Annotated in this window: 25 protein-coding genes and 1 tRNA gene; 19 read left to right on the forward strand and 7 right to left on the reverse strand. The window is 56.2% G+C overall.

Going from position 1 to position 22280, the window contains the following annotated elements:
- Positions 1-3: 3 nt before the first annotated feature.
- Entirely contained in the window at positions 4-498 is a 495-nt protein-coding gene (locus AC1RKC_RS04795) for a DedA family protein (protein WP_046373952.1), read from the forward strand.
- 13 nt (positions 499-511) lie between these two features.
- Here AC1RKC_RS04795 and tolA read toward each other — a convergent pair whose 3' ends face one another.
- Complete coding sequence (gene tolA, locus AC1RKC_RS04800) at positions 512-955, reverse strand: cell envelope integrity protein TolA (protein ID WP_046373953.1); 444 nt, start codon at positions 953-955, stop codon at positions 512-514.
- A gap of 90 nt (positions 956-1045) precedes the next feature.
- Positions 1046-1246 (reverse strand): putative periplasmic lipoprotein, encoded by a 201-nt coding sequence (locus AC1RKC_RS04805; RefSeq protein WP_020826208.1) that lies wholly within the window; start codon positions 1244-1246, stop codon positions 1046-1048.
- 149 nt (positions 1247-1395) lie between these two features.
- Here AC1RKC_RS04805 and AC1RKC_RS04810 point away from each other — a divergent pair, with 149 nt between their 5' ends.
- Positions 1396-2220: a hypothetical protein gene (locus AC1RKC_RS04810; RefSeq protein ID WP_046373954.1), complete on the forward strand. Its 825-nt coding sequence runs from the start codon at positions 1396-1398 to the stop codon at positions 2218-2220.
- Between the two features lie 223 nt (positions 2221-2443).
- Here AC1RKC_RS04810 and AC1RKC_RS04815 read toward each other — a convergent pair.
- Positions 2444-2519: transfer RNA gene (locus AC1RKC_RS04815), tRNA-Glu, on the reverse strand.
- Positions 2520-2868: 349 nt separating this feature from the next.
- On the opposite strand from AC1RKC_RS04815, the gene cycA reads away from it, so the two are divergent.
- Positions 2869-4269, forward strand: coding sequence for a D-serine/D-alanine/glycine transporter (gene cycA / locus AC1RKC_RS04820; protein ID WP_020826206.1), 1401 nt, complete (start codon positions 2869-2871; stop codon positions 4267-4269).
- A 51-nt stretch (positions 4270-4320) separates the two neighbouring features.
- Here the strand turns inward: cycA and rutR are convergent, their stop codons facing one another.
- Entirely contained in the window at positions 4321-4995 is a 675-nt protein-coding gene (rutR, locus tag AC1RKC_RS04825; RefSeq protein WP_046373955.1) for an HTH-type transcriptional regulator RutR, read from the reverse strand.
- A 259-nt stretch (positions 4996-5254) separates the two neighbouring features.
- Between rutR and rutA the strand changes: the two genes are divergently transcribed.
- The 6 genes from rutA (at position 5255) to rutG (ending at position 10283) form a co-directional block, all read left to right on the forward strand.
- The gene (gene rutA / locus AC1RKC_RS04830; protein WP_493091999.1) at positions 5255-6355 is read left to right on the forward strand and encodes a pyrimidine utilization protein A; all 1101 of its coding nucleotides are present in this window, start codon (positions 5255-5257) and stop codon (positions 6353-6355) included.
- The gene (rutB, locus tag AC1RKC_RS04835) at positions 6355-7101 is read left to right on the forward strand and encodes a pyrimidine utilization protein B (RefSeq protein WP_404780324.1); all 747 of its coding nucleotides are present in this window, start codon (positions 6355-6357) and stop codon (positions 7099-7101) included. Before rutA ends, rutB begins: the two co-directional genes overlap by 1 nt.
- Positions 7102-7147: 46 nt before the next feature.
- Positions 7148-7534, forward strand: coding sequence for a pyrimidine utilization protein C (rutC, locus tag AC1RKC_RS04840; RefSeq protein WP_493091998.1), 387 nt, complete (start codon positions 7148-7150; stop codon positions 7532-7534).
- A 17-nt stretch (positions 7535-7551) separates the two neighbouring features.
- Positions 7552-8355, forward strand: a complete 804-nt coding sequence (rutD, locus tag AC1RKC_RS04845; protein WP_115059216.1) for a pyrimidine utilization protein D — start codon at positions 7552-7554, stop codon at positions 8353-8355.
- Positions 8356-8369: 14 nt separating this feature from the next.
- Positions 8370-8897, forward strand: coding sequence for an NADH-dependent FMN reductase RutF (gene rutF / locus AC1RKC_RS04850; protein WP_493091997.1), 528 nt, complete (start codon positions 8370-8372; stop codon positions 8895-8897).
- 66 nt (positions 8898-8963) lie between these two features.
- Positions 8964-10283, forward strand: a complete 1320-nt coding sequence (gene rutG, locus AC1RKC_RS04855; RefSeq protein ID WP_493091995.1) for a pyrimidine utilization transport protein G — start codon at positions 8964-8966, stop codon at positions 10281-10283.
- A 24-nt stretch (positions 10284-10307) separates the two neighbouring features.
- On the opposite strand, the gene AC1RKC_RS04860 is transcribed toward rutG, so the two are convergent.
- Positions 10308-11225, reverse strand: a complete 918-nt coding sequence (locus AC1RKC_RS04860) for a DMT family transporter (RefSeq protein ID WP_174574029.1) — start codon at positions 11223-11225, stop codon at positions 10308-10310.
- 67 nt (positions 11226-11292) lie between these two features.
- Between AC1RKC_RS04860 and AC1RKC_RS04865 the strand changes: the two genes are divergently transcribed.
- Positions 11293-11868 (forward strand): helix-turn-helix domain-containing protein, encoded by a 576-nt coding sequence (locus tag AC1RKC_RS04865; protein ID WP_020826197.1) that lies wholly within the window; start codon positions 11293-11295, stop codon positions 11866-11868.
- 119 nt (positions 11869-11987) lie between these two features.
- Positions 11988-12458 (forward strand): helix-turn-helix domain-containing protein, encoded by a 471-nt coding sequence (locus tag AC1RKC_RS04870; RefSeq protein WP_020826196.1) that lies wholly within the window; start codon positions 11988-11990, stop codon positions 12456-12458.
- Here the strand turns inward: AC1RKC_RS04870 and AC1RKC_RS04875 are convergent.
- The gene (locus tag AC1RKC_RS04875; RefSeq protein ID WP_493091992.1) at positions 12442-13365 is read right to left on the reverse strand and encodes a LysR family transcriptional regulator; all 924 of its coding nucleotides are present in this window, start codon (positions 13363-13365) and stop codon (positions 12442-12444) included. The two genes, AC1RKC_RS04870 and AC1RKC_RS04875, sit on opposite strands and share 17 nt — an antisense overlap.
- A 68-nt stretch (positions 13366-13433) precedes the next feature.
- On the opposite strand from AC1RKC_RS04875, the gene AC1RKC_RS04880 reads away from it, so the two are divergent.
- The 8 genes from AC1RKC_RS04880 to AC1RKC_RS04915 all read left to right on the forward strand — a co-directional run bounded on the left by AC1RKC_RS04880 (position 13434) and on the right by AC1RKC_RS04915 (position 21879).
- Positions 13434-14051 (forward strand): LysE family transporter, encoded by a 618-nt coding sequence (locus AC1RKC_RS04880; RefSeq protein ID WP_115059227.1) that lies wholly within the window; start codon positions 13434-13436, stop codon positions 14049-14051.
- Between the two features lie 77 nt (positions 14052-14128).
- Entirely contained in the window at positions 14129-14728 is a 600-nt protein-coding gene (gene wrbA / locus AC1RKC_RS04885; RefSeq protein ID WP_493091991.1) for an NAD(P)H:quinone oxidoreductase, read from the forward strand.
- A 229-nt stretch (positions 14729-14957) separates the two neighbouring features.
- Positions 14958-15269, forward strand: a complete 312-nt coding sequence (locus tag AC1RKC_RS04890; protein ID WP_020826192.1) for a hypothetical protein — start codon at positions 14958-14960, stop codon at positions 15267-15269.
- Positions 15270-15408: 139 nt separating this feature from the next.
- Positions 15409-16869, forward strand: coding sequence for a TrkH family potassium uptake protein (locus tag AC1RKC_RS04895; RefSeq protein ID WP_020826191.1), 1461 nt, complete (start codon positions 15409-15411; stop codon positions 16867-16869).
- Between the two features lie 165 nt (positions 16870-17034).
- Entirely contained in the window at positions 17035-17832 is a 798-nt protein-coding gene (locus AC1RKC_RS04900; protein ID WP_020826190.1) for a DNA/RNA non-specific endonuclease, read from the forward strand.
- Positions 17833-18241: 409 nt separating this feature from the next.
- Positions 18242-18802: a sorbitol dehydrogenase family protein gene (locus AC1RKC_RS04905; RefSeq protein ID WP_048761961.1), complete on the forward strand. Its 561-nt coding sequence runs from the start codon at positions 18242-18244 to the stop codon at positions 18800-18802.
- A gap of 15 nt (positions 18803-18817) precedes the next feature.
- Positions 18818-20473: a GMC family oxidoreductase gene (locus AC1RKC_RS04910; protein ID WP_046373969.1), complete on the forward strand. Its 1656-nt coding sequence runs from the start codon at positions 18818-18820 to the stop codon at positions 20471-20473.
- Positions 20470-21879: a c-type cytochrome gene (locus tag AC1RKC_RS04915; protein WP_493091988.1), complete on the forward strand. Its 1410-nt coding sequence runs from the start codon at positions 20470-20472 to the stop codon at positions 21877-21879. The genes AC1RKC_RS04910 and AC1RKC_RS04915 overlap by 4 nt, the downstream gene beginning before the upstream one ends.
- A 95-nt stretch (positions 21880-21974) precedes the next feature.
- On the opposite strand, the gene AC1RKC_RS04920 is transcribed toward AC1RKC_RS04915, so the two are convergent.
- Positions 21975-22190, reverse strand: a complete 216-nt coding sequence (locus AC1RKC_RS04920; protein ID WP_020826186.1) for a hypothetical protein — start codon at positions 22188-22190, stop codon at positions 21975-21977.
- Between the last annotated feature and the right edge of the window lie 90 nt (positions 22191-22280).

Consider the following 22280-nt stretch of genomic DNA (forward strand, 5'->3'; position numbering starts at 1 on the left):
TCCATGGAGACATTAACCGCTATTATCACCAAATACGGCCCGGAGCCCGGTCTGCTGTTGCTGCTTATTTTTCTGTTTGCATTGGGCAAGTCGGTCATTTTCATTTCTTCGGTTCTGCCGCCCGCATCGGTGACGTTGATGTTAGGCATTGTCGCCGGCAAGCCGGTGCTGGCCGATGCTCATGTCTGGACGGCGATAACCCTGGGTGCCCTGCTCGGCTCCGTTTTGTCTTTCCATTGCGGCGCATGGCTTCAAAAGCGCCAAAGCGGGAACTGGCTGCCGGTCAGATACCGTGGCGCATTGAACAAGGCGCAATCCGCGTTACAGAACAACGGGATCCCGCTGCTGTTTGTATCGCGCTTTCTGGCCGTAATGCGCTATACCGTGCCATTGGTTGCCGGCATGATTGCCCTGCCGCGCAAGCAGGTCTATTGCGCCAGTGCGCTGTCTGCCGGGGTGTGGGCCGTGGCTCTGATGTCCGTCGGTCAGCTGTTTTAATGGCCGCTCTCGATTATTGAGGACGGAATTCCAACGCGGCATTCTTAACCACAGCGTAAACCGCCGGTGTCGGGGGTTTGGGAAAGCTGGCATTTGCGGTTGCCACTACAGCCGCACGGCAAAGTGCGGGATCACCGCCTTCAGCCCGGACATCTAACAGCATGCCATCCGGAGCCAACTTGAGTCGTAATGAGCATTCCTTGCCGGCGTAGACGCTGTCATATTGAAAATGACTTTGAATAGCCGCTGCGATCTGCGAGATATATCGGTTGATCTCTTGCCCAGGTGCTGGCGCCGTTTTACCTTCCAATCCAGCGAAAAGGTCATCGACTTCGCCTCCAGATACCTCAGGTTTAGCCGCAGTGCCCGTCCCCGAGCAGCCTGCTAACAACAGCGTTGCGATAACGAGCAATACTGCCGACAGGCGAGTTTCCGATCCTGAATTAACTTTTCTCATGATTCCCTTCCTTTTAGAACCGCCCTATCCGCTGTTGACGGGTGCCTGTACAAAATGCAAAAAGCCCACGCAAGTGGGCTTTATCGTAAATCAGTTCTGCCGGGTTGCGCGCTTCATTTCTCGCTCGCCCGGCGATTGTGTTTTGACGGATAAAGGCGCAACGAATGCCTTCCACTCTTTGCCACCGGCCTGGTCTGCAGAGGCCTTGTTACGCGACTCGTAGTCGTCCTGTTGCCCCGCACAGCCTGACAGTACCATCACACCCAGAGCCATTATTAACGCTTTACGCATCTCTATCTCCCTATAGAAAAAATTTTCGCAAATGATAACAAATCTCAACTCTTAGCGTTAGCTGAAAGCCGGCTGTGAATTATAATAAGAAAATATTATCATTGGCGTGATACTCCACTTCCCTATAAGCAGTGAGTTTCTGATAATCCATGTATCAATACCCTGAACATCTGACCGGTGAGGTCGCCAACCTGCCGCAGAGCTGCGGGGTTTATTTCTTTCACGGCGACAACGGCGCCCATCCCCTCTACATAGGCAAGAGCGTCAACATTCGCCGCCGCGTTCAGTCTCATCTACGCAATCCGCGCGAAGCTCGGTTGCTTGCCGCCACCCGCCGCATAACCTGCATCGAAACCGTGGGGGAGATCGGTGCGCTGCTGCTTGAATCCTCCCTGGTGAAACAGCAAAGCCCGCTCTACAACAAGCGGCTGCGTAAAATCCGCCGGCTATGCGCGCTGCAGGTACAGGACTCCCAAACGCGAATCGTATACAGCGATGCGCTAGACTTTTCCCGGACGCCTAACTTGTACGGCCTGTTTCTGCGGCGTGCGGCGGCCGTCGATTTTCTGATCGACATTGCCGATCGAGAGCAGCTCTGCCTGACGTACCTGGATATTGAAAAAGGACGCCCCGGACAACCCTGCTTTCGCCATCAATTAGGCAAATGCGCGGGAGTATGCTGCGGTAAAGAGACCCCACAAGCGCACCAGAGCAGGCTGCTTAGCGCCCTGGAGCAGGCCCAGGTGCGGCACTGGCCATTCCCCGGCAGGATCGCGATCGAGGAACGACAAGGGCCACTTAAAGCTTTTCATGTCATCAGCAACTGGTTCTACCTCGGTACGGCACCGACGCTGTCTGCCGCCGAAAAACTCAGTTTCCCGGCCGATGAGTTCGACCGAGACTGTTACCGTATTCTTTGTCGGCGGTTATTCCATGAAAGCCGTGAGCACATTCACTTAATTGATACGCCCTGACTCCTGCGTAAGCAGATTTATCCCTTTAAAAGTTCCATTATCAATTTTGCAGGGAATAAGCGCCGTAGTGTCTCGATAAATAGATAGAGTCAGGCCTAACTTGCGCCAGATCACTCAACTGAACATTCAGGCTGAATTGATGTGATTTCTGCGAAGCGCGTCCCAAATCTGCCCTCACCGGAAAAGTCAGAAGATAAAAATCATCGCTAACCACATGATTTGTTGGCAGGTCGTACAGGCTTCGAACCTGTGCGCCATTGCTTGAGAGTCAACTGCTCTACCGACGGAGCTCACCACCCAACGACGTAAACTATTCTCTTCAGCCCCCTCGACGTCAAACGCTTACACCCATTAGTTTTTCTCATGCGATATTTCCAAGGCCCTGTTATATCAACAAGATAAGTCAGATCAGGGCTGTTAATCTGCTACGACGAGGAGTAATCTTCCGCCCCCAAGACGTCCGATTTGCCTCCTCGGTGTAAAGAACAATCGACTTTTATCCCTCGCATAAATGTTGTAAACATGTTGCACAAAGGTGGCGTTATTGCACTACCTTACTAAAGCCGGGCCAACCGGATAATCGTATAAAAAAGAGCCACTTCAGAGCTCGCTATTTCACTCATGACAGGTAAAACAGGACATCATCAGATGGTAGATCACTCTAAAATAGCCACAGACGCCGCGCCTGCGTCAGAAGATCATCTACGGCGAAACCTAACTAACCGACATATTCAACTGATCGCCATCGGTGGCGCCATCGGTACGGGTCTGTTTATGGGGTCCGGCAAAACCATCAGTCTGGCCGGCCCCTCCATCATCTTCGTGTACATGATCATCGGCTTTATGCTGTTCTTCGTGATGCGCGCGATGGGCGAGCTGCTGCTCTCCAATCTGGAATACAAATCTTTCAGCGATTTCGCCGCCGACCTGCTCGGCCCCTGGGCCGGTTTCTTTACTGGCTGGACCTACTGGTTTTGCTGGGTGGTCACAGGTATTGCCGACGTGGTAGCGATCACCGCCTATGCCCAGTTCTGGTTCCCGGGATTGTCTCAATGGATCGCCTCGTTGCTGTGCGTCTTGTTGTTGCTGGGCCTTAACCTGGCGACGGTGAAGATGTTTGGCGAAATGGAGTTCTGGTTTGCGATGATCAAAATCGTTGCCATTGTCGGGCTGATCGTCGCCGGGCTGGTCATGATCGCCATGCAGTTCCAGTCGCCTACCGGTACCGTCGCCTCGTTCTCACACCTGTGGAATGACGGTGGTATGTTCCCGAAAGGCATCAGCGGTTTCTTCGCCGGTTTCCAGATTGCGGTGTTCGCCTTTGTCGGTATCGAACTGGTTGGTACCACCGCGGCTGAAACCAAAGATCCGGAAAAAGTGCTGCCACGCGCCATCAACTCCATTCCGATCCGCATCATCATGTTCTACGTGTTCGCCCTGATCGTTATCATGTCGGTCACGCCATGGAGTTCTGTGGTTGCCGACAAGAGCCCGTTCGTGGAACTGTTCGTGCTGATTGGCCTGCCGGCGGCAGCCAGCGTGATTAACTTTGTGGTGCTGACCTCCGCCGCCTCTTCCGCCAACAGCGGGGTGTTTTCCACCAGCCGCATGCTGTTCGGTCTGGCGCAGGAGGGCGATGCACCCAAGTCGTTCGCCAATCTGTCCAAGCGGGCAGTGCCGGCTAACGGGCTGACCTTCTCCTGTATCTGCCTGCTCGGCGGTGTGGTGCTGATTTACCTGATCCCGAACGTCATGACCGTGTTCACGCTGGTGACCACCGTCTCGGCGATCCTGTTCATGTTTGTCTGGACCATCATCCTGTGTTCGTACCTGGTTTATCGCAAGAAGCGTCCGGCGCTGCACCAGAAATCGATTTACAAGATGCCGGCCGGCAAACTGATGTGCTGGGTCTGTATGGCGTTCTTCGTGTTTGTGTTGGTGCTGCTGACGCTGCGCGATGACACCCGCCAGGCGCTGATCGTCACACCGTTGTGGTTTGTGATCCTGGGCCTGTCTTACGTATTCCTGCGTAAGAAGAAAGCTGCCTAACCCCACAGGGGGATAGTTCGCTATCCCCCTGAATATCCCCTCTCCTGGCGCCTAGCGCGGCCGTATTCCGTCGATAATCACCCTCTGCACGTTCTCTACCGTCTGCTGAAAAAACGCCTCATCTTCTAACGTTTTCCCGGTTACCGCTTCTATCTGGACCCAAAAATCGGCGTAGTGCTGAGTGGTCGCCCACAGCATAAAAATCAGGTGATGCGGCTCTATCGGCGCGATATGACCTTCGGCAATCCAACGCTCAATCATGGCGGACTTCTCGTCCACCAGCATCTTCAACCCACCCTGCAATTCCTGTTTCAGCAACGGCGCACCCTGGATCATCTCCAGGCAAAACAGCCGTGAAGCCTGCGGATGATGGCGCGAAACCTCAAGCTTCAGCCGTATATATTCACGAATGGCCTGCAACGGTTCCTGATCGGCGCGCAGCGCTTTCAGCGGCGCCAGCCAAACATCGAGAATGCCTTTCAGCACCGCTACGTAGAGTTCTTCTTTGGAGGGGAAGTAGTACAACAGGTTGGTTTTGGAAACGTCGGCGCGCTCCGCCACCTGATCCAGACTGGTGCCGTGAATACCGTACAGCGAGAAGAACTCCAGCGCCGCATCCATGATGGTACTGCGTTTTGCAGCTACCGCACGCGAGCGGCGCGTGGGCGGTTTAACGGCTTGTGGCTTCACTGCGGCTCCTTGGCACAATCTGACTCCGGCCAGCATAGCAAAGCCCTGGTATGAAACCCACGCTTTTACCTACCCCTTCCGGGGGATCTTTTGCACCTTTAATGAGCAGGCGCGCCTGTTTTTTGTGCAGATAATTTTGACCAAATGGTCTGTTTTGGACCATCCACTCAATAACCGGGCGCCAAATAAACCATAAGAATTTGATAAATAAACAATTTTAAAACATGGCATCGGGTTTGCTTTGGTTCAGGCAAGCAGCCTGTGATTGTCCCCTTCACTGACCCGAGGTATTCAAATGAAAATTGGCGTATTTATTCCGATCGGCAACAACGGCTGGCTGATTTCCAGCAATGCCCCACAGTACAAACCGACGTTTGAACTCAATAAAACCATCGTGCAGAAGGCCGAGCACTACAACTTTGATTTCGCCCTGTCGATGATCAAACTGCGCGGCTTCGGCGGCAAAACCGAATTCTGGGATCATAACCTGGAGTCCTTCACCCTGATGGCCGGGCTGGCTGCCGTAACCTCACGCATCAAGATCTACGCCACCGCCGCCACCCTTACCATGCCGCCGGCCATCGTCGCGCGTATGGCTTCCACCATTGATTCTATTTCCGGTGGGCGCTTTGGCCTGAACGTGGTGACCGGCTGGCAGAAACCGGAATACGAGCAGATGGGCATGTGGCCGGGTGACGAGTACTTTGGTCGTCGCTACGACTATCTGGCGGAATACGTCAGGGTGCTACGCGATCTGTGGGGCACCGGAAAATCCGATTTCAAGGGCGAGTTTTTCCAGATGGATGACTGTCGCGTCAGCCCGCAACCCCAAGCGGACATCAAGGTGATTTGCGCTGGTCAAAGCGATGCGGGCATGGCTTTCTCGGCCAAATACGCCGACTACAACTTCTGCTTCGGCAAAGGCGTCAACACCCCCACCGCTTTCGCCCCGACGGCTGCCCGGTTGAAAACTGCCGCCGACGCCGAAGGCCGCAGCGTGGCCTGCTACGTGCTGTTTATGATCATTGCGGATGAAACCGACGAGGCTGCCCGCGCCAAATGGGAAAGCTATAAAGCCGGGGCCGATACCGAAGCCCTGGCCTGGCTCACCGAGCAGAGCGGCAAAGACACTAAATCCGGCGCCGACACCAATGTGCGCCAAATGGCCGACCCCACTTCCGCCGTCAACATCAACATGGGCACGCTGGTCGGCTCCTACGCCAACGTGGCGCGCATGATGGATGAAATCGCCACCGTGCCCGGCACCGAAGGCGTGCTGCTGACTTTCGACGACTTCGTGCAAGGCGTAGAAGACTTCGGCGAACGCATTCACCCCCTGATGAAAAGCCGGACAGACGTTTGCCCACAAACTGCAGCAAACCGTGAGGTGGCATGATGAAAATTGTTGAAATCCAACCTGTGGTACGCCGCCAGTCACCGCAAGGCGGAGCGACGGTCACCCTGCCCGCCCGTCCTGAGGCCATCGCCTTTGCGCCGCAGGAAACCGCATTAATCGTGGTCGATATGCAAAATGCCTACGCCTCGCAGGGGGGATATTTGGATTTGGCCGGGTTCGACGTTTCGACCACCGCGCCGGTGATCGCCAACATCAAGCGCGCCATCACTGCCGCGCGCGCCGCGGGCATTAAGGTGATTTTTTTCCAGAACGGCTGGGACAACCAGTACGTCGAAGCCGGCGGTGAAGGCTCGCCTAACTGGCACAAGTCCAACGCGCTGAAAACCATGCGCCAGCGCCCGGAACTGATGGGCAAGCTGCTGGCCAAAGGCGATTGGGACTACGACCTGGTGGATGAACTGCAACCACAGCCTGGCGATATCGTGCTGCCGAAACCGCGCTACAGCGGCTTTTTCAACACCCAGCTCGACAGCCTGCTGCGCTCTTACGGCATTCACCATCTGGTGTTTACCGGCATCGCCACCAACGTTTGTGTGGAATCCACGCTGCGCGACGGCTTTTTCCTCGAGTATTTCGGCATTGTGCTGGCCGACGCCACCCACCAGGCCGGCCCGGCGTTCGCCCAGCAGGCGGCGCTGTACAACATCGAAACCTTTTTCGGCTGGGTGTCGGACGTCGACAGTTTCTGTGACGTTCTCGCCGCTCCGCTTAGCCAGACGGCATGAATCTTGCCTGTTTAAACCCAAAACAACCTTCACCAGGAGCGCGACAATGCCAAAAACAGTGATCACTCCACCGGGCACCGGCAAACCGCTGGCTCCCTTTGTTCCGGGCACCCTGGCCGACGGCGTGGTGTACGTCTCGGGTACGCTGGCCTTCGATAAAGACAATAACGTCGTTCACGTCGGTGACGCCGCGGCACAAACACGCCACGTGCTGGAGACCATCAAAAGCGTGATCGAAACCGCCGGTGGAAGCATGGACGACGTGACCTTTAACTCGATCTTTCTCACCGACTGGCAAAACTATGCCGCCATCAATCAGGTGTATGCCGAGTATTTTTCCGGCGATAAACCGGCCCGCTACTGCATTCAGTGCGGGCTGGTGAAGCCGGACGCATTGATTGAAATCGCCACAGTGGCCCATATCGGCCGCTGAGCCATTGAGGATCGAGCATGTACTTTGAGATTTTGGGAAAAGATACGCCACTGGCGCCGACGCTGGTGCTGTCCGCAGGCCTCGGTGGCTCGGGTAGCTTCTGGCAACCGCAGATTGATGCGCTAACCCGGCATTTCCGGGTGGTCATTTACGATCACTATGGCACCGGCCGCAGCAAAGGCGTGGTACCGGACGGCTATAGCATGGCCGATATGGCGGATGAAGTAGCGCAACTGCTGCGTTCGTTCAGTATCGAACGCTGTTATTTCGTCGGCCACGCGCTGGGCGGCATGATTGGCCTGCAACTGGCGCTCACCCAGCCGCAGTTGCTGGAAAAACTGGTAGTGGTCAACGGCTGGCCGGCGCTGGACAGCCAGACCCGGCGCTGCTTCCACGTCCGACAGGATCTGCTGCTTAACAGCGGCGTTGAAGCCTATGTGCGCGCCCAGCCGCTGTTTCTGTTCCCCGCCGACTGGCTATCGCAGCACGAAGCCTTGCTAGGTGAAGAGTTGCAGCACCAAACCGCGCATTTTCAGGGCACAGAAAACCTGCTGCGCCGCCTGAATGCATTGATTAATACCGATTTCCGCCCTCACCTTGCGGACATCACCACACCAACCCTGGCCTTGTGCGCTCGCGACGATCTGCTGGTGCCCTATCTCTGTTCGCATCAGTTGGCGGAAAGCCTGCCCAACGGCGAGCTGGCGCAGATGACCTACGGCGGCCACGCGATGAGCGTGACCGACAGCGAAACTTTCAACCGCACCCTGCTGGACTGGCTATTGAAAACGCCGAACGCCAGCAGCAGCCTCGCCCTCTAGCCCGGAGATACCTTATGCAAAGCCAAACAGAGTTTGCCGATGCACCGCTGCAACCAGCGTACGTAGAAAAACAAGACTTCCGCAATGCCATGGCCCGCCTGGGATCGGCGGTGAATATCATTACCACCGACGGCCCCGCAGGCCGCGCCGGTTTTACCGCCTCTGCGGTATGCAGCGTCACCGACACGCCCCCCACGTTGCTGGTGTGCCTGAACCGCTCTGCGTCGGTGTATGCGGTGTTCAAGCAAAACCAAACGCTGTGCGTCAATACGCTGGCGGCAGAGCACGAATCGCTGTCGAATCTGTTCGGCGGCAAAACGCCGATGGACATGCGATTCTCCGCCGCTCGCTGGTCTACGCTGGTGACCGGCGCCCCGATTTTGCACGGCGCGCTGGCTTCTTTCGATTGCCAAATCAGCCAGATTGTCAGCGTCGGCACCCACGACATTCTGTTCTGTCAGGCGGTGGCGTTGGCCCGCAATGACCACAGCCACGGCCTGGCCTATTTTGACCGGCGTTATCACTCGCTGTTGAAACAATGATCGGCGCGTAGCCGCAACGCTCGCATCTGTAACCCTAACCTGCACCTCAATATTTTGGAGATGACGATGGCGAATACCTGGTTTCCCCAATGGCGGATGAAGCAAGGCAATCTGGACGGTGCGGTTGTTGCGCCCGATGAACGGCTACCAGTGACCCAGACGTTGGTGATGGGTTTGCAGCATGCGGTGGCGATGTTTGGTGCTACGGTGCTGATGCCTTTGCTGATGGGCTTTGACGCCAATCTGGCCATTCTGATGTCCGGTATCGGCACGCTGCTGTTTTTTCTGGTGGTCGGCGGTCGGGTACCGAGCTATCTCGGCTCGAGCGCGGCATTTGTCGGGCTGGTCATCACCCTGACCGGTTACAGCGGCCAGGGCGCCAACCCCAATATTGCCCTGGCGCTCGGTGGCATCATCGCCTGCGGGCTGGTGTATCTGCTGATCGGTTTCGTGGTGATGAGCGTTGGCACCCGTTGGATAGAGCGGCTGATGCCGCCGGTAGTGACAGGGGCGGTGGTCATGGCTATTGGCCTCAACCTGGCGCCCATTGCGGTGCGCAGCGTTTCAGCCTCCCATTTTGACAGTTGGATGGCGGTGGTCACTATCTTGTGTATCGGTTCGGTGGCGGTTTTTACCCGCGGGCTGATGCAGCGGCTGCTGATCCTGGTTGGCCTGATCGCCGCCTATTTGATTTACGTCGTGGCGACCAACGGTTTCGGCCTCGGCAAACCGGTAGATTACAGCGCACTGAGCCAGGCCCCTTGGTTCGGTCTGCCGCAATTCACCGCCCCGGTATTTAACCTGCATGCCATGCTGCTGATTGCCCCGGTGGCGATCATTTTGGTGGCGGAAAACCTCGGGCATGTGAAAGCGGTAGCGGGCATGACCGGCCGGGATCTTGACCCTTATATCGGTCGCGCCTTCGTCGGCGACGGGTTGGCGACAATGCTTTCCGGCTCGGTCGGGGGCACCGGAGTGACGACCTATGCCGAAAATATCGGGGTGATGGCGGTCACCAAAATCTACTCCACGCTAGTGTTTGTCGCCGCCGCAGCGGTAGCGATTGTGCTGGGGTTTTCACCCAAGTTCGGTGCATTGATCCACACTATTCCCGGGCTGGTGCTGGGTGGTGCTTCGATCGTGGTGTTCGGCTTGATTGCCGTCGCCGGCGCGCGCATCTGGGTGCAAAACAAGGTTGATCTGGGGGATAACGGCAACCTGATTATGGTGGCGGTAACGCTGGTGTTGGGTGCAGGGGACTTTGCGTTAACCCTCGGCAACTTCACCATGGGGGGCATTGGCACCGCCACTTTCGGTGCCATTATCCTCAATGCGCTATTGCGCAACCGTAAAATCTTGCCACTGGCAGACAGCGCTACCCGTTAGCACCGCGGCCCGGCTTGCCGGGCCTTATTCAACCAACGCTGCCGCCTTTGCTTTACGTCGAATACGCATTTCGCTGACCAGCACGCCCAATACGATCAGCGCACAGCCCAATAGCGCTACGCCCGGCAAACGCTCGCCTGCAATGCGCCCCACCAGCCCGGCCCACACCGGCTCGCCGGCATAAATGACCGTGGCACGCGTCGGCGAAACGCTTCGTTGCGCCCAGTTCATCGTCACTTGAATGATGGCGCTGGCCAGCCCCAGACCGACTGCGCTGTAGAGCAGGTAATTGCTGTAAGGCGGTACCGACTCGCCGGTCGGTACCATCATCAGAAACGCCGCCAGCGAGGCCGTCGCCAATTGCACCACCGTCACCCGCTTAACGTTAACCTTGCCCGCATAGGCACCAATCAAAATGATCTCGGCAGCCATGCCCAGCGTGCCAATCAACGTCAGGATCTCGCCGATGCTAAGCGCCATATCGGTACTGCTTGGCGCGGCCAAGAGCATCAGGCCACTGAAGGCCAATAACACGCCGACCCAGGCCATAACGCCGGGGAAACGCCCGAGCACCAACCACTGCAATAACGGCACCATCGGCACATACATGGCGGTGATGAACGCCGACTGACTGCTGCTGATGGTTTGCAGCCCCACGGTTTGCAGGCCGTAACCGAACATGATGGCGATACCGATAAACACGCCCGCTTTCAGCTCATACCAGGTCAATCCGCGTAAGCTGCGCAGGGAGAACAATGTCAGCACCAGCGTAGCCGCAGCGAAGCGCAAACCCACGAAGAAGAACGGCCCGCTGACCTGCATGGCAAGATGGACCGCCAGAAAGGTTCCGCCCCAGATCATGGTGATGAAAATCAGCACCGCTTCCTGCCGCTTTATCGTGGGAATGAAAGTGAAAATAGAGGATTTTTTTACTGCAGACACCGGCTTGCCCTTCCTGCTGGGTGCAATATAATGCACAGATCCTGCCAGTATGAGGTAAAGCCCTGGGATGAGCAATACAGTGAACAGCGGTAAACATGAAGCGCCCAAGGTGTTGCAATACCTGAGCAGCAACCTGCGTGGCTATCGCCAGCAGGCGGGGCTAAGCCAGGTGATGCTGGCGGAAAAATCCGGCGTCAGCCGCCGCATGCTGGCCGGCATCGAGGCCGGTGACCGCAACGTCAGCCTGGCGGTGTTGGACAAATTGGCCGAGGCATTGAATATCGCCTTTACCGATCTGATCCAGGCTCCCGAAGCGCGCGGCAGCCATTTGGTCGGCGAATTGGCATGGCAAGGCGTACAGCCGGCAAGTCAGGCTTTGTTTGCCGCCAGCGTGCCTGCTCGTCAGCGGGTTGAGCTTTGGGAATGGACGCTGATGCCCGGCGAGCACTACGATTCTGTGCCGGATGCCGAAGGCTGGAGTGAAATAATCTACGTGATTACCGGCAGCCTGACGCTGGTGCTGGAACAGCAAACCCTGACGCTGGACGCCGGCCAAACCCAGGTGTTCAACAGCGATCAGCACTATGCCTACGCCAACCGCACCGATTTTCCGCTGCGCTTTATCCGTAACGTCACCTTCTAACCCGCATACTCAGCGGGTTGTCACCTGGCTGTCGTACAGATGTCATGCGCCTGTCGTGGCGGTCAACGGCCTCAACTCCTACACTTGGCCTCAATGAAGGTTCATTTTTGGAGCGTGCAATGCAAACTTACCGCATCCGGCAATTAAGGCTGGAAAAAGGCTGGTCTCAGGAACAATTGGCCAGCATTGCCGGGCTTAGCACCCGTACCGTTCAGCGCCTTGAAAATGGCGAGCAGGCCAGCCTGGAAACCCTGACCGCGATAGCCGCGGCGCTGGAGTTACAGATTGGCGATCTCAACCAGCCGCCGCAACAGGAAAACAGCGACAGCAGCCAGGCCGAGCAGGCGATTCGCCGACAGGTGGAGGAAGAAGGCAGGCTGCTGCGCATGATAGTGAGGTTCGCATTTATCGCAGTGCTGTTGTTCGCCATTAACTGGTTTACTCATCCGCAATATCTGTGGTCGCTTTGGGCCATGGCCGGTATGAGTATCGCGGTGATTATGCGCGCGACGCGCACCCTGCTGTTACGCGACTTCTTCAGCCGTTGGCAACGCCAGCGCCTGGAGCAAAAGCTCAAGCGTCTGCACTGAGTTTCAGCCAGTCAGCCAGCCGGGCCAGCGCGCTGCCCGGCCTGATTTCTTGCGGCGTCAGCAGACAATAACCGCTACCGTCCGACGTAAAACCAAAGGGGGCGCTCAGTAGCCCACCGGCCACATCATCCCGCACCTGCTGCCAAGGGCCAATAGCGACGCCTATCCCCGCCACCGCCGCCTGCAAGCTGAAGTAAAAGTGATCGAAACGCTGCTCTGGACAGCCTTCCAGCGACACACTCTGCTGCTGAGCCCAATGCCGCCAGGCATCAGGCCGGGTGGCCGAATGTAACAGCACCGCATCGCGGCTCAACTGCGGCTGACCGGCGTGGAGAGCGATAAAACGCAGCAGCATTTCAGGCTTGCATACCGGCCCGACTTGCTCGTTGAACAGCCACTGGCTGTGCAGCTTATCGCCCCAGTCAAAATCGTTGCGCCGTAGGGCGGCGCTGATGCCGTCGTGAAACGAAAATGGCCCGCCGCCCGCGACCAACTGCAGATGGATGTCCGGGTGCGCCAACTGAAACGCAGGCAGGCGGGGTATCAGCCAACGCATCAATAGCGTCGGCTCACAGGACAATACCAGCGGTGCGTCCTGTGCCTGCTGCCGCAGTTGTTGCGCAGTCTGCTCCAGGATGCCGAATGCCTGCTGCGACGCCTGAAACAACGTCCGCCCGGCGGCCGTCAGATACACCCGCCGATGACGACGTTCAAACAACGCAATACCCAGCTCATCCTCCAGCGCCCTGACCGCACGACTCACCGCCCCGTGCGTCAGGTTTAAACTGTTCGCCGCCTGGGTGAAACTTTCCAGCCTGGCCGCCGCTTCAAAGCATCGCAATCCGCCCAATGACAGTGGCCGGCTTATTTTGCGTGAGTTTTTATCACCGAAATCGTCAGTTTTCATCGTTTGTCACCGTTGGCTATTCCCTTTATAAATCAGTCACTCTCTTCTGATTCATCTACAGGATTACTATGACCGAACTCATCGCTGTCGTCACCATCACTTTACTTGCCGTCATTAGCCCAGGGCCTGATTTCGCCATGGTGTCGCGCAACAGCCTGTTGCTTTCCCGTCGTGCCGGCGTGGTGACCGCTTGCGGCATTGGTGCCGGGGTGTTGATCCACGTGAGCTACACCCTGATCGGCGTCGGCGTGCTGATCCAGCAATCGCTGTGGCTATTCACCCTGTTGAAGATGATTGGCGCTGCCTACCTGATTTACCTGGGTGTCAGCATGCTGCGTAATGCCGGTGCTGCCACGGTTTCTGCCGGTGCGACCCCCACCGCCGCCAGCGATTTCGCCGCGCTGAAAACCGGCTTCTTAACCAATGCGCTGAACCCGAAAACCACCATTTTTGTGGTCAGCCTGTTTATGCAGGTGGTTAATCCACACACGTCGCTGGCGGTGCAAATCGGCTACGGCTTGTTTATCGCCCTGGCCCATATCCTGTGGTTCAGCGCCGTTGCGCTGCTGTTTTCCGCGCCGGGCATCAATGCGCGACTGCTGCGCCTGCGTAAAGGCATAGACAGGGTATTCGGTGGCCTGCTGATTGCCTTCGGGGCGCTGCTGGCGATAGCCGGGATGAGATAAGGCCACAAGGCCAAGTTCCGCATTCACTCCTATGCTTAGGAAGCATCTCTTTCATCCACCACAGCGGAGAACGGAACATGGCGAAAATTTTGGTACTGTATTACTCAATGTACGGACATATTGAAACCCTGGCGAACGCGGTAGCGGAAGGCGCACGCAAGGTCAGTGGCGTAGAAGTCACCCTGAAACGCGTGCCAGAAACCATGCCGGCAGAAGCCTTTGCCAAAGCCGGCGGCAAGCAAGATCAACAGGCCCCTGTCGCCAGCCCGCAGGAACTGGCCGATTACGACGGCATCATCTTCGGTACCCCAACCCGCTTTGGCAACATGGCGGGCCAAATGCGGACCTTCCTCGATCAAACCGGCGGGCTCTGGGCTTCCGGCGCCCTGTACGGCAAGGTAGGCAGCGTATTCTCTTCCACCGGTACCGGCGGTGGTCAGGAGCACACCATCAGCTCAACCTGGACCACGCTGGCGCACCACGGTTTCATTATTGTGCCTATCGGTTACGGAGCACCCGAGCTGTTTGACGTTTCACAAACCCGCGGCGGCACCCCTTACGGAGCAACCACCATTGCCGGTGGCGACGGTTCGCGCCAGCCCAGTGCGGAAGAGCTGGCCATTGCCCGCTTCCAGGGTGAACACGTAGCGAAAATCACCGCCAAGCTGAAAATTTAAGCTATCACCTGCCCGATGGGGCCGCGGATTCCTGCGGCCCCATCTTGTTGCCAACCCCCGGCAAGGTTAAAATGCCGCTCAGCCTGCCATTCACTACCTGAACGTCACGGTCGAAATTCGTTCTGCCCGCCAATCACCGGCCTTTGCCCTGATGACGGGCGTTCTGTTTTTGCGCATAGCGAAGGGAAATAAGTCAGTGTCTAAAGATTTTGATGAACTAATAAGAGACATGGATCTTATTATTGAAAATGTAGACAGTTTCAAGGCTATGGCCCCGCGCGCACCCGAGCCCCCCGCAGCCCCGCCTGCGGTTCATCACTACGATTCGTTCTGCGAGAATGTGGCGCTGAAAGTGGTGTTGAAGGTGCTGCTCTCGTCGGTGGATAAGATCGTCAAGGTACAGATTGCCAATAAGGTCGAGCAGGAAATTGCTCAAATAGAACAGCAGGTGGTACGTGCCGGCGGTGGGCCGGTGTCCCCCGAGGATCTGGCGCAAATGACGCAATACGTGCGTCGCACCGTAAACACCCTGTTGGAATAATCGCCATTGCGATTAAAAAACGTGCCAACCCTTTCAGGCGATATGAATTTTTACGTTATTTTTATATCGCCTGCCTTATTCTTTCAGGCTTAAAGAATAAATTGACTCATTGCCGTCAGGCAACTCGGGCGCAAGTATTATGGTCAAGAATAAGCAGATATTGGTCGTTATTCATCTTTGCAGTTTTTTAGTTTTCCTTTACAGCCTGTCAATGATTCCACCTCTGCTGGTGGCGCTGCTCTATAAAGAAAAAAGCGTTTTCTCCTTTTTCTATACCCTGGTGATTGCCGGATCGCTCGGTGGGTTAGGCTGGTTCAGCACCCGTCAGGCCAAAGTACAATTGCGTACCCAGGACGGTTTTCTGATTATCGTCATGTTCTGGCTGCTGTTTTCGATGATCAGCGCCCTGCCGCTGTGGCTCGATGACACGCTGAACGTCAGCCTGACGGACGCGATGTTCGAAGGCGTGTCCGGCATCACCACCACCGGCGCTTCGGTACTTAACGATGTCTCGGGCATACCTAAATCCTTTCTCTACTACCGTTCCCAGCTCAACTTTATCGGCGGTCTCGGCGTCATTGTGTTAGCCGTGGCCGTGCTGCCGCTGCTGGGTATCGGTGGCGCCAAGCTTTATCAGTCGGAAATGCCCGGGCCATTCAAAGAAGAGCGACTGACGCCACGGCTGGCCGATACCTCGAAAAACCTGTGGCTGATCTATCTCGGTCTGGGGCTGGCCTGTACGGTGGCTTTCCGCATTGCCGGCATGCCGTGGTTCGATGCCCTTTGCCATGGGATTTCCACCGTATCGCTTGGGGGATTTTCCACCCGCAATGAGAGCCTGGGCTATTACGACAGCTCGGCGGTCGAAATGGTCGGCGGTATTTTCTCCATTCTGGCGGCGGTGAACTTCACCCTGTATTTCGTTGCCGTAGGCCGCCGCAGCCTGAAACCATTGTATAAAAACCCGGAGCTGCGCTTCTTCCTGCTGGTGCTGTCGATTATCGTGGCGATTGTTTGCCTCGAGCTTTACCGTTCCGGCATGTACGGCGCCAAGGACTCCTTCGTGCATGGCTTCTTTCTCACCAGTTCGATGATGACCGATAACGGTTTGGCCACCGCCGACTATGCCAAAATGCCCTCTCACACCATTATGTTGTTATTGGCGGCGAGCTTTTTCGGTGGCTGCGTGGGCTCCACCTGCGGCGGCATCAAGGCGCTGCGTTTTCTGATCATGTACAAACAAAGCCGGCATGAGATCAACCAGTTGGTGCATCCCAATGCCGTTTACACCATCAAGGTCGGCAACGCGCCGATTCACGATCGGGTGTTACGGTCGGTCTGGAGCTTTTTCTTTCTGTACGTTTTTTTCAGCTGCTTCTTCATCTGGCTGCTGAACCTGATGGGCTATGATCTGGTGACCTCTTTCGCCACCGTGGCCGCGTGCATCAATAACATGGGGTTGGGCTTCGGCGAAACTGCCGCGGGGTTTGGTACGCTTAGCGATGCGGCGAAATGGTTGATGTGCGCGGCGATGCTGCTCGGCCGCCTTGAGATCTACCCCATGCTGATATTGTGCTCGCGTGCCTTTTGGCGTTTTTAAGGCTTTGTAGCCCGCCATTTACAGGCTGTTTTAATCCACCTTGCTGTACCAATGCTGACACATTCGTAACGTGAATGTGTTGCATTGTTGTATTCGTTTCACTGCGATAAGTTACAAATACTGTAAATACATACAGTATTATTAAAACTTATTGAGGATATGAATATGCGTTTTAACAAGATGTTAGCTCTGGTAACCGTCCTGTTTACCGCCCAGGCTTCCGCCGAGGCATTGGAATCTATCGACAACTGCGCGGTCGGTTGCCCCACCGGTGGCAGCAGTAACGTGTCCATCGTCCGCCATGCTTATACGCTGAACAACAACAGCACCACCAAGTTCGCCAACTGGGTGGCTTATCACATCACCAAAGACACGCCGGCCAGCGGGAAAACCCGTAACTGGAAGACCGATCCGGCACTGAACCCGGCAGATACATTGGTACCGGCAGATTACACCGGTGCCAACGCGGCACTGAAAGTTGACCGCGGGCATCAGGCGCCGCTGGCCTCACTGGCGGGCGTCTCTGACTGGGAATCACTGAACTACCTTTCCAATATCACCCCGCAGATGGCCGATCTTAACCAGGGCTCCTGGGCACGGCTGGAAGATCAGGAACGCAAGCTGATTGACCGGGCGGATATCAGTTCGGTGTATACCGTGACCGGCCCACTGTACGAACGCAATATGGGAAAATTGCCGGGCACCCAGAAAGCGCACACCATTCCCAGCGCTTACTGGAAGGTCATCTTTATCAATAACAGCCCGGAAGTGAACCACTATGCGGCGTTTCTGTTTGACCAAAACACCCCGAAAAATGCCGATTTCTGCCAATATCGCGTCACGGTGAATGAAATCGAGAAACGCACCGGGCTGATTATTTGGGCTGGTCTGCCCGACGACGTACAGGCTTCGCTGAAAGCCAAACCGGGCGTGCTGCCAGAACTGATGGGTTGTAAGAGCTAAAATAATGACCAAAAACCCGCTGCGGCGGGTTTTTATTGGTCAATATAATGACGGCGTCTGTGATTTAAATATAAACATTACTTATTAATACCCCGTTTTAAACCCGTCCTAATAGCGGAAATAATGTTATTTACCGTCATTAATTATCTTTAAATACCCGCCACGGCACCGTTCACTCTCCCGACAAGCGGCCACACCTCCGGTCTTTTTTATTCTTTCTGTGCTTTTTTATCAGGGCGTTTGAGCAAGTTTATTGCCGAAAAGTTATCGGCAAGTTAATATCCCGCCAAATTATTAGATACAGAACCGTAAACAATGCATTTATCCCATTGTTGATTATTTTTTATCTCTCTTTACCCCTTCTCTTTTGCCTGCTTTGGCAATAACACCTGTTTTGTGAGAAAAACACATGGAAAATTTGTTATCAGACGATGGTGAGTTACCGACCAAAAATGGAACCGGTTTCAGTCGACGGGAAGTGCTGCTGGGGCTGGCCTCAACCCTGCTGGCAACGTCATTGCTCAGTTACCCGTTCCTCAGCCTGGCAGAACAACATACCGCGGCGGCCAACCCGCTGCAGTTTGCTCGTTTCTTCAAAATATCCCAGACATTGAGCGAACATGAGGACATCGATCAGGGAATGTCGGCGCGTATTTTTACGGCCTTACATAATCAGAATGATCAGTTCGCCACGCAGGTTGAGCAGCTTGGTGGGCTGTTACAGTCGGGTCAAAGCGCAAAACAGCTGCAACAACTGGCCATTCAGGCCGGCTTGCAGGCCCTGGTGACCGCCATTATCACCGCCTGGTATACCGGCACCGTCGGCCACGGCCAAACGGCTGAGCTGATTGCCTATAAAGACGCGTTGATGTACCGCCCCGCCAGCGACGCGCTGATCGTTCCCACCTACTGCGGCAATGGCCCGTTGTGGTGGACCGCTCCCCCTCCAGCGGTCAACGCTTCCCTGTGATCTGAGAGTCTTCTGATGAAAAAACCTGAATTTACTGCCGATGGCAACGCCTCGGCCGATATCGTGATCGTGGGCTCCGGCATTGTTGGCGGCATGATGGCCGATCAATTAGTCAGCCAGGGTTATTCTGTGCTGGTGCTGGAAGCAGGCCTGCGTATTGAACGCGCCCAGGCCGTAGAAAACTGGCGCAATATGCCTTTTGATAACCGCGCCGGCTCCGATTATCAAGGATTGTACCCGCAATCCGAGTTTGCCACCGCTCCGCTCTATTTTCCTGAAAACAACTATGTCGCCCTGAGCGGCCCGAGCGCAGGCAGCTTCAAGCAAGGGTATCTGCGTACCGTCGGCGGCACCACCTGGCACTGGGCCGCGTCCTGCTGGCGCCACCTGCCCAGCGATTTCCAAATGAAAACCCTGTACGGCGTTGGCCGCGACTGGCCGATTTCCTATGATGAACTTGAGCCGTACTATTGCCGGGCCGAAGAGGAAATTGGCGTGGCGGGCCCCAACGATCCGCAGCAGCAGTCGCCGGTTGAACGCAGCAAACCCTACCCGATGGATATGGTGCCCTGGGCGCATGGCGATATTCGTTTTGCCGAAGTGGTTAACCCGCACGGCTACCGTTCAGTCCCGATCCCACAGGGGCGCAGTACCCACCCGTGGAAGGGCCGTCCAACCTGCTGCGGCAACAACAACTGCCAGCCCATTTGCCCCATCGGCGCCATGTACAACGGCATTCATCATGTTGAACGTGCTGAAATGAAAGGTGCGGTGGTGCTGGCGGAAGCGGTGGTCTACAAGATAGATACCGATGAGCAAAATCGGGTCACTGCGGTGCATTGGCTTGACAACAAAAAGCAGTCTCACCAGGCCACGGCCAAGGCTTTCGCATTGGCCTGTAACGGCATAGAAACGCCGCGCCTGCTGTTGATGGCGGCCAACGATCGCAACCCGAACGGCATCGCCAACGCTTCCGATCAGGTCGGTCGTAACATGATGGATCACTCCGGTTTTCACTGTACTTTCCTGGCGAAAGAGCCGCTGTGGCTCGGGCGTGGCCCGGCGCAGAGCAGCTGCCTGGTCGGCCCACGTGACGGTGAGTTCCGCAAAGACTACTCGGCCAATAAGATGATCCTCAACAACATCAACCGGGTCGTGCCTGCCACCCAGAAGGCGCTGGAACAAGGCTTGGTCGGTAAAGAATTGGATGCCGAAATACGCCGTCGCGCCGCTTACGGCGTCGATTTATCCATCAGCCTGGAACCGTTACCAGACCCAAATAACCGCCTGACGCTGAGTAAAACCCGCAAAGATGCCCACGGTTTGCCTTGCCCGGACATCCACTACGATGTCGGCGATTACGTGCGTAAAGGCGCAGAGGCCGCACATAAGCAATTGGAACATATCGGCCAACTGTTCGACGCCGAAGAGTTCAACATCACCACCAGCCTGAATGCCAATAACCACATCATGGGCGGCACCATCATGGGCGATAACCCAGCAGACTCGGTGGTCGATGGCAACTGCCGCACCCATGACCATGCCAACCTTTGGTTGCCGGGCGGCGGCGCAATTCCTTCCGCCAGCGTGGTGAACAGCACCTTGACCATGGCGGCTCTGGGCATCAAGGCCGCCGATGACATTGCGCGGGCACTGGCGGTGAAACCATGAAAAAACAGGCGAAATTGACGCTATTATCCCTGCTGTTGCTCGGCGGCAGCGCCGTGCAGGCGGCGGATAACGGAGAGTTAAGCGGTGCGGCGTTGATTAAAAAAGGCGAGCAAATTGCTATCTCCTCGGACTGCCAGGCCTGCCATACCAACCCCGAAGGCGGTACCCCCTTTGCCGGCGGATATGGTATCAGTTCCCCCATGGGCGTGATTTACGCAACCAACATCACCCCATCAAACGCGGAGGGCATTGGCAGTTATAGCGAAGAGCAGTTTGCTCGTGCCGTCAGGGACGGGATCCGTGCCGATGGCACCCACCTCTATCCCGCCATGCCCTATACCTCTTATACCAGGTTGAGCGATGAGGACATCAAGGCGCTGTATGCCTACTTTATGCACGGCGTGAAGCCGGTCGATCAGAAAAATACGCTGACCGACCTGCCCTTCCCATTCAACCTGCGCTTTAGCATGGCCGCCTGGAATCTGCTGTTTCTCAAAGACGGCCGATTTGCACCCGATGCGGCCAAAAGCGCGCAATGGAACCGGGGGGCTTATCTGGTCAATGGGCCTGGGCACTGCGACACCTGCCATACCCCGCGCAACCTGCTGATGGCTGAAGACAGCAGTCAGGCTCTTGCGGGTGGCATGGTCGGCAGCTGGTACGCTCCCAATATCACGTCAGACCCGATCAGCGGTATCGGCGGCTGGAGCAACCAGCAACTGGTGCAGTACCTGAAAACCGGTCGGGTGGTCGGCAAAAATCAGGCTGCGGGCGGCATGGCGGAAGCCATCGAAAACAGCCTGCAATATTTTTCCGATGACGATCTGGCGGCTATCGCCGTTTACCTGAAAAGCACCGCGCCTGTCAGAGATGCCAAGGATAGCCAGCCGGCCGACAGTTACGGCAAGCCGTTGAACGTTGAGCCTCAGCTGCGCGGGTTGCAGCCGGCTAATGCCAACAACACCGTTACCGACGGCGCAGCGTTATTCAGCGGCAACTGCGCCAGTTGCCACCAACCAGACGGCAGCGGCAGCAGAAACCAGGCTTATCCTTCGCTGTTCAATAATACCGCCACCGGTTCAAGCAATCCGGCCAACCTGATCTCGGCCATACTGTTCGGGGTCGAGCGAAAGGTGGGCGATCAGCACGTGCTGATGCCGAACTTTGGCCCGCTGTCGTACGTCAATCCGTTGAACGACCAGCAGATCGCCGCTATCAGCAATTATGTGCTGCAGCAGTACGGCAATCCCGCAGTGAAGGTCAGCGCTGCGGACGTGACCGTATTGCGCCTGGGTGGCCCGGTGCCACTGCTGGCGATGCTGCAGCCTTATATGGCCCCGGCAATCGGCATTGCGGTGGTGGCGTTGATCTTTATGGCATGGCTGTTGGGGAGAAAACGGCGCTGAATTGATGACTGCAGGCTGGGGAGCTATCCCCGGCTTGCAGGCATTGCCGCATTTCCACAGGGATAGTTCGCAGACCGAATCTGAAAAGAACGGGGTTATTGCGTTTGATTTTCCACACGGGTAATACCGTGTTTCTTCATCACTTCTTCCATGGTCAGATTGTCATCATCCGGCGTTTCGTCAATCACAACATCCTGCGGGCGGACATAAGGCTTGGTTGCGCGTTTGAACATCCACCACCAAACGAACACCAGAAAGGCACCGGACTTCAGAAAGATCATGGTCCATAACGCTATTTGATACCAGCTCATCTTAATCTCCATGAAAGCGTTAAACGCGAGCGAATGGATCTATTTTAACCCTTGGCTTGATCGGATCAATAGTAAACGGCAGATCCCTCC

Source organism: Serratia sp. GW822-FHT06E05, assembly GCF_058799445.1.